Annotated in this window: 10 protein-coding genes; 8 read left to right on the top strand and 2 right to left on the bottom strand. The window is 38.5% G+C overall.

Going from position 1 to position 10,473, the window contains the following annotated elements; all coding sequences use genetic code 11:
• Positions 1-110 precede the first annotated feature (110 nt).
• On the bottom strand, positions 111-1,532 hold the full coding sequence (locus K7G79_RS14200) for a sulfatase (protein WP_223552263.1): 1,422 nt from the start codon (positions 1,530-1,532) through the stop codon (positions 111-113).
• Between the two features lie 60 nt (positions 1,533-1,592).
• Complete coding sequence (locus K7G79_RS14195; protein WP_223552262.1) at positions 1,593-2,267, bottom strand: NUDIX domain-containing protein; 675 nt, start codon at positions 2,265-2,267, stop codon at positions 1,593-1,595.
• A gap of 109 nt (positions 2,268-2,376) precedes the next feature.
• Between K7G79_RS14195 and K7G79_RS14190 the strand changes: the two genes are divergently transcribed.
• From K7G79_RS14190 to K7G79_RS14155, 8 genes are read left to right on the top strand one after another with little or no spacing between them, the layout of a single operon-like run.
• Positions 2,377-3,204, top strand: coding sequence for an SDR family oxidoreductase (locus tag K7G79_RS14190; protein WP_223552261.1), 828 nt, complete (start codon positions 2,377-2,379; stop codon positions 3,202-3,204).
• A 16-nt stretch (positions 3,205-3,220) separates the two neighbouring features.
• Positions 3,221-4,396, top strand: coding sequence for a mannonate dehydratase (uxuA, locus tag K7G79_RS14185; protein ID WP_223552260.1), 1,176 nt, complete (start codon positions 3,221-3,223; stop codon positions 4,394-4,396).
• A gap of 25 nt (positions 4,397-4,421) precedes the next feature.
• On the top strand, positions 4,422-5,816 hold the full coding sequence (gene uxaC, locus K7G79_RS14180) for a glucuronate isomerase (RefSeq protein ID WP_223552259.1): 1,395 nt from the start codon (positions 4,422-4,424) through the stop codon (positions 5,814-5,816).
• 20 nt (positions 5,817-5,836) lie between these two features.
• The gene (locus K7G79_RS14175; RefSeq protein ID WP_223552258.1) at positions 5,837-6,883 is read left to right on the top strand and encodes a sugar kinase; all 1,047 of its coding nucleotides are present in this window, start codon (positions 5,837-5,839) and stop codon (positions 6,881-6,883) included.
• A 38-nt stretch (positions 6,884-6,921) separates the two neighbouring features.
• Complete coding sequence (locus K7G79_RS14170; protein WP_223552257.1) at positions 6,922-7,590, top strand: bifunctional 4-hydroxy-2-oxoglutarate aldolase/2-dehydro-3-deoxy-phosphogluconate aldolase; 669 nt, start codon at positions 6,922-6,924, stop codon at positions 7,588-7,590.
• Between the two features lie 18 nt (positions 7,591-7,608).
• Positions 7,609-8,589, top strand: a complete 981-nt coding sequence (locus tag K7G79_RS14165; RefSeq protein WP_370634230.1) for a TRAP transporter substrate-binding protein — start codon at positions 7,609-7,611, stop codon at positions 8,587-8,589.
• A 2-nt stretch (positions 8,590-8,591) separates the two neighbouring features.
• Positions 8,592-9,056, top strand: coding sequence for a TRAP transporter small permease (locus K7G79_RS14160; protein ID WP_223552256.1), 465 nt, complete (start codon positions 8,592-8,594; stop codon positions 9,054-9,056).
• Positions 9,056-10,351: a TRAP transporter large permease gene (locus K7G79_RS14155; RefSeq protein ID WP_223552255.1), complete on the top strand. Its 1,296-nt coding sequence runs from the start codon at positions 9,056-9,058 to the stop codon at positions 10,349-10,351. The genes K7G79_RS14160 and K7G79_RS14155 overlap by 1 nt, the downstream gene beginning before the upstream one ends.
• The last annotated feature ends 122 nt before the right edge of the window (positions 10,352-10,473 follow it).

Genomic DNA, 10,473 nt, shown 5'->3' with positions numbered 1-10,473 from the left:
TTACTATAAACTCGTTTTTTCATGTTTCTAAGATATTTGTTTTGTAACAAACAGTCTTAAATTTTATGTCCGAATAAAGGTAACAACTCCAAAAGCAAAATGAGAATAGATTAGTGCAGTTTGTTCTGAATTAAATCTGTAAGTTCTTTTACTAGTTCTGGATGTTGATCGGCAATATTTTTTGTCTCCTGTTCTGGTTTGGAATGATTATATAATTCCACATAACCATCATTATGAACAATAAGGCGGTGTGTGTTTGTCCTAATGGTTTGCGCGTTTGGCGTATAAGAAACGGCAGTTTTATCAACCTGTTCAGGCCCATGGATTATTCTTTTTAATGAAGTCCCTTCTACAAATTCAGGGATTTCAATTCCTGTTAAATCACATAGCGTGGGAAAAATATCCAAAGTTTCTACAATGCTTGATATGTTTTGATTTTTTTTCTCATTTGTTGGGTCATAAATAATTAAGGGGGAATGCAACGATTCTTCAAAAAGGCTGTGTTTACCCCAAATGGCGTGCTCCCCTAAATGCCATCCATGATCTCCCCAAAGTACAACTATAGTGTTTTTGTGCGCACCAGATTGCTTGAGTGCTTTAAGAATTTTGCCCACTTGATCATCTGCATAAGAAACACAAGCCGCATAGTGCCTGCGTACCTCTTCTGCAAAAATAGGGTCTGTATTAGGATCTTTTCCCCAACGATCATATTTCATAAACTCACCCGATTGATGCCAGGTCGTTTGTCTTTCTGGTTTTTCAGGGTGGGGTATTGGAGGTAAAGTAACATCCTTATATAAATCGTAGTAAGATTTTGGCGCACCAAAAGGTAAATGCGGTTTAATGATTCCCACTGCAAGAAAAAATGGGTTATCATTATAGTTGGTTAATTCTTTTAGCTGATTCAAGGTTTCATTAACGGTTAAGTCATCAGGATATTTAACATCATTTCCTTCAGCAGATTGAAAAATAGCCATTTGCTCAGCTTTATTTCTTATTTCTCCGTTCGCCAATCCATGCATGGCACCTCGTGGATGCAACCAATTCCCAACGGGCATTAAGTGCCTGTCCCAAGCATTGGGCATTTCTATAATGGTACTATCATTCCAATCACGACCACCTCTTCCGCCAGGGTGATGAGATACCTTACCAATGGAAACTGTTGTATAACCATGTTTTTTGAACCACTCAGGCATACTTGGGTAGGTCTTAACAGTACTGTCCTGTAACCACTGTGCTCTTTGAAATAAAGCATCATTGGTTGCGGGGCCATACTGTCCCGTTAATAGTGTATAACGTGAAGGGCCACAACTTGGGGCGTTGACATAATGTTTTTGAAAGGAAATACCTTTTTGAGCCAGTTCGTCTATATTAGGGGATATGATATGATTTGCTGCAAATGAATTCAGTTCTGGCCGCAAGTCATCAACACAAATAAGTAAAATATTTGGCTTTATATTATTTGGAGCGTTATGACAGCTATTTAAACTGAAAATCAACACACCTATTGAGAAAAATAATTTTGAGTTCATGCACAAGTAATTTTTAAGGTTGAATAGTTTATCGATGAACATTCAGGCATTTAGTCAAGTTTATTTTTTCTTGAACAAATAAGGTCCTCCTTTAATCCCTTTTTTTATAGCTCCCGTATTTTCAAGGATATCCATCTGAAGAATCTTTTTTCTAAAGTTTCTTCGATCCAACTCTTCCTCTAAAATGGATTCATAAAGTGTTTGTAGTTCATTAAGTGTAAACTTTTCCGGTAGTAGCTCACCAAAAATTAAATTGTTTTTCAGGTTTTGTTTGAGAAGGGTATGCGAATCCTTTATTATTTCCAAATGATCAAAACCAATATTATCTGGTAAATTGTCCAGCCCAAACCATTTAATTTCGGTAACATTCATTTTTTGTTCCATAGGGTGGTTCTCAGGTTGAATAAGCGCATAAAACGATATGGTCACCACACGCTTTAATGGATGCCGATTTAGGTTTGTATATGCTTTAACCTGTGACATATGGACATGTTCTAATCCTATAAGGCATTTTAAAACTTTATTGGCGCATTGTTCAATAGTTTCATCAGCTTCCATAATACCTCCCGGAATTAACCAACAGTTTTTAAAAGGGCCAACAGTACGATTAACAAGTAAAACTTTTAAATGTCCGTCCTGAAAACCAAATAAACAGATGTCGGCTGTAATACTGGCTTCATACGATACAAGTTGAACCTGAATATTCTCCAAACTTTTATCTTTAAAGCTTCTCATACAAAATTTATCGTGAATAGTTGCCAAAATTAAAAAAAATAATACATTTGTAATCGTGTATAAAATACACAGAATAAAATTAACCTTTTTTTTGACAAAATAAAGACTTATGGGTAAAGTAATTGTATTAACAGGAGCAGGAGGTGTTTTATGTAGTACATTGGCCATAGCATTGGCTAAGCAGGGGCATAAAATTGCTGTTTTAGATTTACGTAAGGAGGCGGCAGATGTGGTTGCAGATCAAATTAATATATCTGGCGGAACCGCCATAGGTGTTAAAGCGAATGTGCTGGAAAAAGACTCGTTGATTCAGGCTAAAAATGAAGTAAATAAAGTATTTGGGAGTTGTGATATCTTAATAAATGGAGCAGGGGGTAACCATCCTTTGGGAACAACTTCTAATCCGTTTTTAACGGAAGAAGACTTAAATAATACTGTTGAAGGCTTTAAAACATTTTTCGATCTTGATCCAGAAGGGATTCAATTTGTGTTTAATTTGAATTTTATTGGAACGCTGTTACCGACCCAAATTTTTGCAAAAGATATGGTAGGGAAAAAGGGATGTAGTATTCTAAATATTTCCTCTATGAATGCCTTTACCCCATTAACCAAAATACCGGCATATAGTGGGGCCAAGGCGGCAGTTTCAAATTTTACCCAATGGTTGGCGGTGCATTTTTCAAAAGTAGGTATTCGGGTCAACGCATTGGCTCCAGGGTTTTTCTTAACGGAACAAAACAGAACGTTGCTGACAAATGAAGATGGAAGCTTGACCCAAAGAGGGCAGCAAATTATTGACCAGACTCCCATGGGCCGCTATGGGAAACCTGAGGATTTAATAAGTTCAACTTTATATCTATGTGATGAAGCCTCTTCTTTTGTGACAGGAGTTGTCCTTCCCATAGATGGTGGATTTGCTGCATACAGCGGTGTTTAATAAATAAAAAAATATTATGGAACAGACTTGGAGATGGTACGGCCCCAATGATCCCGTGAGTTTAATGGATGTAAAACAAGCTGGTGCTACAGGTGTCGTTTCGGCATTACATCATATACCAAATGGTGAGGTTTGGACGGTTGGAGAAATTCAAAAAAGAAAGCAAACCATTGAAGAAGCGGGACTAAGATGGAGCGTTGTAGAAAGCATTCCGGTCCATGAGAACATAAAGACACGCTCTGGCAATTTCGAAGTTTACATACAAGCTTATAAACAGAGTATCGAAAATTTGGCCAAATGCGGGGTTAACATTGTTTGTTACAATTTTATGCCTGTGTTGGACTGGACACGTACCGATTTGGCTTTTGAGGTTGAAGACGGCTCAAAGGCCTTGCGGTTTGATACGGTTGCCTTTGCAGCATTTGAACTCTATCTATTAAAGCGCCCAGGAGCGGATAGTTTATATGCTGAAGACCAAAAAAAGAAAGCTAAGGCTTATTTGGAGAGTTTATCCAATTCGGACAAGGAGCAACTAATTAATAATATTATAGCGGGACTTCCGGGTGCAGAAGAAGGCTATACCTTAGATCAATTTCAAAATGTTTTGGATACCTACAAAAATATTGATGCCCAAACATTAAGAGATAATTTAGTTGCCTTCTTAAAGGAAATTATTCCTGTGGCTTCAAAACATGGCGTTTTAATGTGCATTCATCCAGATGATCCACCATATCCAATTTTAGGATTGCCTAGGGTGGTGAGTACCGAAGGTGATTATGCTTATTTATTTGATAAGGTGCCCGATAGGGCCAACGGCATTACTTATTGTACGGGTTCGCTTGGTGTTAGGGAAGATAATGATTTGCCAAAGATATTTCAACGTTTTTCAGATCGCGTTCATTTTGTGCATTTAAGAAGTACGAAGCGGGATGAAGAGGGTAATTTCTATGAAGCCAATCATTTGGAAGGCGATGTTGATATGTATGCGGTGATGAAAGAAATTCTAAAAGAAGAAAGAAGAAGAAAAAGCGAAAATTATCAAGATGCTTTAATTCCTATAAGACCAGATCATGGACATCAAATGTTGGACGATTTAAATAAAAAGACCAACCCAGGCTACTCAGGTATTGGTAGACTTAGAGGGCTCGCCGAATTAAGAGGACTTGAATATGGGATTTCAAGGAGTCTATGAATTTTAAGAATAATGATTTTATAAGATGTTAATTAACGATAATTTTTTACTAGAAAACAAATACTCAGAAGAGTTATACCATGACTATAGCAAGAATCTTCCTATTATAGACTATCATAATCACTTATCGCCACGGCATATGGCTGAGAATAAAATTTTTGGAAATATTACCAATGTTTGGATTAATGGTGACCATTATAAATGGCGTGCTATGCGAACTTTAGGTATAAATGAAAAGTTTATAACAGGAAATGCTTCAGACAAGGATAAATTTTTAAATTGGGCCAAAACGGTACCTTACACAATGCGCAACCCATTGTATCATTGGACACATTTGGAACTGGCAAGGTATTTTGATGTTTATGATCTTCTTAATGAGAAGTCTGCTGAAAGTATTTGGGAAATCACCCAAGAAAAACTAAGTTCAAATGAATACAGTTGCAGGCAATTGCTTAAAAAAGTAAATGCTGAAGTGATTTGTACTACTGAAGATCCTACAGATGATTTACAATACCATCAACAACTTGCAGAAAGTGATTTAAGTATAAAAATAAGCACAGCTTTTAGACCAGATAAGGCTATCCTAATTTCTGCTGAAAACTACAAAGGTTATTTGGAAGCATTGGGAGAAGTTTCGGGAGTAGAGATTAATTCGTTTTCAAGTTTATGTGAAGCCTTAAGAAACAGAATCCAGTTTTTCCATGACAATGGCTGTAGGTTGAGCGACCATGGTTTGAATCAAATTTATTTTGAAAGTTACACCGAGAACGAAACAAATGTTATATTTAAAAAACACCTTTCAGGTGGAATATTGTCAAACAATGAAGTACTAAAATTTCAAAGCGCTGTATTGGTATACCTGAGCGAAACTTACCATGAGTTTGGCTGGGTTCAGCAGTTTCATTTGGGAGCGTTAAGAAATAATAATGCTCGTATGCATCGTATTTTAGGACCTGATACTGGTTGGGATTCGATAGGAGATTATCCACAGGCTGAAAAGCTATCAGCATTTTTAAATGCCCTCGACACAAAGGATAAGCTAACCAAAACCATACTCTATAACTTAAATCCGGCTGACAATGAAGTTATGGCCACTATGATTGGTAACTTTAATGATGGTAGCATAAAAGGAAAAGTGCAGTGGGGCTCTGGATGGTGGTTTTTAGATCAAAAGGATGGTATGACAAAACAATTAAATACACTCTCGAATATGGGACTTATTAGTTGTTTTATAGGAATGTTGACTGACTCCAGAAGTTTCTTGTCATTTCCTAGGCATGAATATTTTAGGCGCTTACTTTGTAATCTTTTGGGAGATGAAATTCAAAGGGGCGAGTTACCAAAAGAAGAAATACAATGGATAGGAAAAATAGTCCAAGATATTAGTTATTACAATGCAAAAGCATATTTTAATTTTTAACATATAACAAACTAAAACAAATGTGTAAAGTAGTCACATTTGGAGAAATAATGTTACGATTGGCTCCAGAAGGTTTTTTAAGGTTTTCACAGGCCAATAGTTTTGATGTAGTGTATGGCGGAGGCGAGTCGAACGTGGCCGTATCCTTGGCGAATTATGGTGTTTCGGTAGATTTTGTAACGCGCCTACCTAAAAATGATATTGGTGAATGTGCCATGATGGAGATGCGCAAGCGAGGTGTTGGCGTAGATAAGATCATTTGGGGTGGTGACCGTTTGGGGATCTACTTTTTGGAAACGGGTGCCGTAAGTAGGGGCAGTAAGGTGGTCTATGATAGGGCGCATTCAGCAATGTCCGAGATCAAGGCAGGGATGATAGACTGGAACACAGTCTTTGAAGGTGTCGAGTGGTTTCATTGGACGGGCATAACCCCGGCCATTTCACAAGGTGCCGCCGATGCCTGCTTGGAAGCCTTAAAAGTGGCCAGTGCTAAAGGGATTACTATTTCAACCGACCTGAACTATAGGGCCAAATTATGGAAGTACTGCGATGCTGCCCATAGGGAAAAGATAATGGCCGAGCTCACCTCATACTGTGATGTTGTTTTAGGAAATGAAGAGGATGCCGAAATGCATTTTGGCATCAAACCAGAGGGCATCAGTGTACAGACCGAAGGGCATAATGTTAAGGCCGAAGCCTTTCTGTCGGTTTGCCAACAGATGATGGAAAAATTCCCCAAGGCCAAAAAAGTAATTACTACCTTAAGGGGCTCAATTTCGGCGTCGCACAATACCTGGGCTGGCGTATTATATGACGGAAAAACATTATTTGAAACCCGTCAGTACCAGATTACCGATATTGTAGATCGGGTAGGCGGAGGTGATTCGTTTATGGGCGGATTGATTTACGGTTTGTTGAAATACCCTGAAGACGACCAAAATGCACTGGATTTTGCCGTAGCAGCATCTTGCCTAAAGCATACCATAAAAGGCGATGCCAATTTGGTAACGGTGGCCGAAGTGGAAAAACTCATGGGCGGTGATGCCTCGGGGCGTGTCGCTAGATAGTAATAAACATTCAACCAATAAACGCATAGATATAAAGGATGGCACAATATACAAGATTGGAAGTGGCACAGGCAATGAAGGATACGGGAATAGTTCCTCTGTTCTTTCATAATGATATAGAGCTTAGTAAGAACATATTAAAGGCCTGTTACGATGGTGGGGCACGGTTACTTGAGTTTACGGCTCGGGGAGATTTTGCCCATGAAGTGTTTGGGGAATTGACCAAATATGCCATAAAGGAACTCCCGGGAATGATCATGGGCGTGGGCTCGGTTACCGATGCAGCGCAAGCGAGCCTTTATATGGCACTTGGGGCGAACTTTGTCGTTACTCCCGTTCTACGGGAAGATATCGCCATTGCCTGTAACCGAAGAAAGGTACTGTGGTCACCGGGCTGTGGCACATTAACAGAGATAGCAAGGGCCGAAGAGTTGGGCTGTGAAATTGTTAAACTGTTTCCAGGCGATATTTATGGGCCGCAATTCGTTAAGGGCATTAAGGGGCCTCAACCATGGACGAGCATTATGCCAACTGGGGGTGTGTCCCCGACAGAGGAAAACCTAAAAGGCTGGTTTAATGCAGGAGTGACCTGTGTGGGGATGGGATCACAATTGATTTCAAAGGACATAATTGCTGCTAAGGATTATAATAAGCTTCGGCAGGATGTTAAAAACGCATTGGCTTTAATTAAGAAAGTTAGAGGTTAACAAATTAACGACGGATAAATGAATAAGCTTTCTTTAATCATACTGGGTTTCATAACGTTTTTAATGAACACTTCGTGCGAAACACAGCAACATAAAAAAACGATTAAGTTGGCACATGGTTTGGACGTTGGCCATCCCGTACATAAGGCCATGGTTCTTTTGGGCGAGGAATTGGAAAAGGAATCGCAAGGGAAACTGGCTATTGAAATTTACCCTAGTCAACAATTAGGATCGGAACGACAGTGTTTGGAATTGTTGCAAATAGGCAGTTTGGATATGACTAAGGTATCTGCTGCTGTAATGGAAAATTTTTCGCCGAACATGAAAGTTTTCGGTTTACCATTTTTGTTTAAGGATCGTGATCATACCTTTAATGTGTTGGATGGCAAAATTGGCAAGGAGTTATTGGATGGTGGGCAGAAATATTGGCTAAAAGGATTGGGCTATTACGATTCTGGTAGTAGAAGTTTTTATACTAAAGAAAAACCAGTGGTAACTCCAAAAGATTTAGAGGGACTTAAGATTAGGGTTATGGAAAGTGTTACTGCAATGAATATGGTCAGTAAACTTGGAGGTTCTCCAACACCAATATCATGGGGGGAACTATATACTTCTTTACAACAGGGGGTTGTTGATGGAGCAGAAAACAACCCGCCTAGTTTTTATTTGTCTAGACACTATGAGGTGTGTAAATACTATTCTTTAGATGAACATACCACTATCCCCGATGTTTTATTGATTAGTTTGCATGCATGGAAATCGTTATCTGATGAAGAAAAAGTATGGTTACAAAAAGCAGTCGATAAATCTGTGTTTTACCAAAGAAAATTGTGGGCAGCATCTGAAGAGGAAGCCTTATTAGCTGTGCAGAAGGAAGGGGTAGAGGTGATAAGGCCAGATAAAACCACATTTAAGGAAAAGGTTAATTCAATGTACGAGACTTATCATGGAGATCAAGATGTATATAGGCTCATCAATGCTATTCAAAATACCGAATAATTATGCCATTAAGACAAAAAATAGATAAGGTATTGGGCGCTGTACTTGTTGTTATCATGACTGTGATGGTCATAAATGTTCTATGGCAGGTATTTACGCGATTTATTTTAGAAGACCCAAGCTCATTTACAGATGAATTGGCTAGATATCTAATGATTTGGGTAGGCGTATTGGGAGCAGCATATATTTCAGGAAGACGGATGCACGTTGCTATAGACCTGTTGCCAACCAGATTAAAAAAAGAAGGGCAGGTAAGACTCAAGAGGATAGCGAATAGCATTATTATACTGTTTTGTTTTTTTGCACTGGTTATAGGTGGGTTAAGGTTAGTCTATATCACATTTATATTGGAGCAATATTCTCCAGCCTTACAAATTCCATTAGCCTTGGTTTATCTTGTTATCCCAATAAGCGGGATTCTCATTATTTTTTATAAAGTTTCAGATATTTTAAGCAAACAACTCTAATGGAATATTTACCGGTACTCGTTTTAATAATTAGTTTTATAGGTTTATTGGCTATAGGGGTTCCAGTAGCCTGGAGCATAGCCACATCATCATTGCTTACTATGATGGTAAGCATTTCAATGGTTCCAGCTTTAACAACCATATCCCAAAGAATCGCAACCGGATTGGATAGTTTTGCATTATTGGCCATACCGTTTTTTATTCTTTCCGGACAACTTATGAATAAGGGGGGAATAGCTTACCGTCTTATTGATTTTGCCAAAACCCTTGTAGGGGCACTTCCGGGAGGTTTGGCACTTATCAATATCATAGCAGCGATGCTTATGGGAGCCATCGCTGGCTCTGCCATGGCTTCGGCTTCGGCAATGGGTAGTATTTTAGGACCAGAAATGGAAAAGGAAGGATACTCCAGAGAATTTGGTGCTGCGGTTAATATTACATCATCAACAACAGGCTTAATCATTCCGCCAAGTAATGTGTTGATTATATATTCATTGGCCAGTGGCGGTGTTTCCATTGCTGCCTTGTTTTTAGCGGGCTATATACCTGGAATACTTACGGGATTATTTTTAATGGTCGTGGCTTATTTATGGGCTAAAAGGAAGAATTACAAAGTAGGGAAAAGAAGCTCTATTAAAGCGGTTATAAAAACCTTTATTAGGGCATTTCCTAGTTTGATGCTTTTGGTTGTCGTCATGGGCGGAATCGTAGTTGGGGTATTCACCGCAACCGAAGCTTCTGCCGTAGCAGTTTTATATACGTTACTGCTAGGGTTTTGGTATAAGGAAATTAAAATTAAAGATCTGCCACAAATATTTTTAGATTCCTGCGGAACAACGGCAATTGTTATGCTTTTAATCGGAGCTTCAATGAGTATGTCATGGGTCATGTCTTATGAAAATATTCCTCAGGATATTAGTAGTCTATTATTAGGGATTAGTAATAACCCTATAATTATATTGCTTATCATAAATCTACTTTTATTATTTGTAGGCATCTTTATGGACATGACTCCAGCTGTTCTTATTTTTACACCCATATTCTTGCCAATAATAACCAAGTTGGGTATGGACCCGGTACAATTTGGAATTATGATGGTCTTAAACCTGTGTGTTGGCTTGTGTACACCTCCTGTGGGATCGGTCCTCTTTGTTGGTGTTGGCGTGGCCAATACAACTATTGAAAAGGTGGTGAAGCCATTACTTCCATTATTTTTGACAATGATCGTTTCATTGTTATTAGTAACCTATGTTGCAGAACTTACACTTTGGTTGCCTCGAGTGTTTGGACTGTAAGGGGGTACAAAATTATTAACCTATTAAATATCACTAGCGTCCAAAAGTTTTAATTTTAAAGTAGCCTGAGAATCCCGTATTTTAGATTTGTGATAAAAAAATACGAATTATGGGACTCTTCA

The organism is Aestuariivivens sp. NBU2969 (assembly GCF_019931125.1).
GTDB classification, from domain to species: domain Bacteria; phylum Bacteroidota; class Bacteroidia; order Flavobacteriales; family Flavobacteriaceae; genus Aestuariivivens; species Aestuariivivens marinum.
The sequence above is the reverse complement of the archived record's forward strand: the minus strand, read 5'-3'. Positions and strand labels throughout refer to the sequence as shown.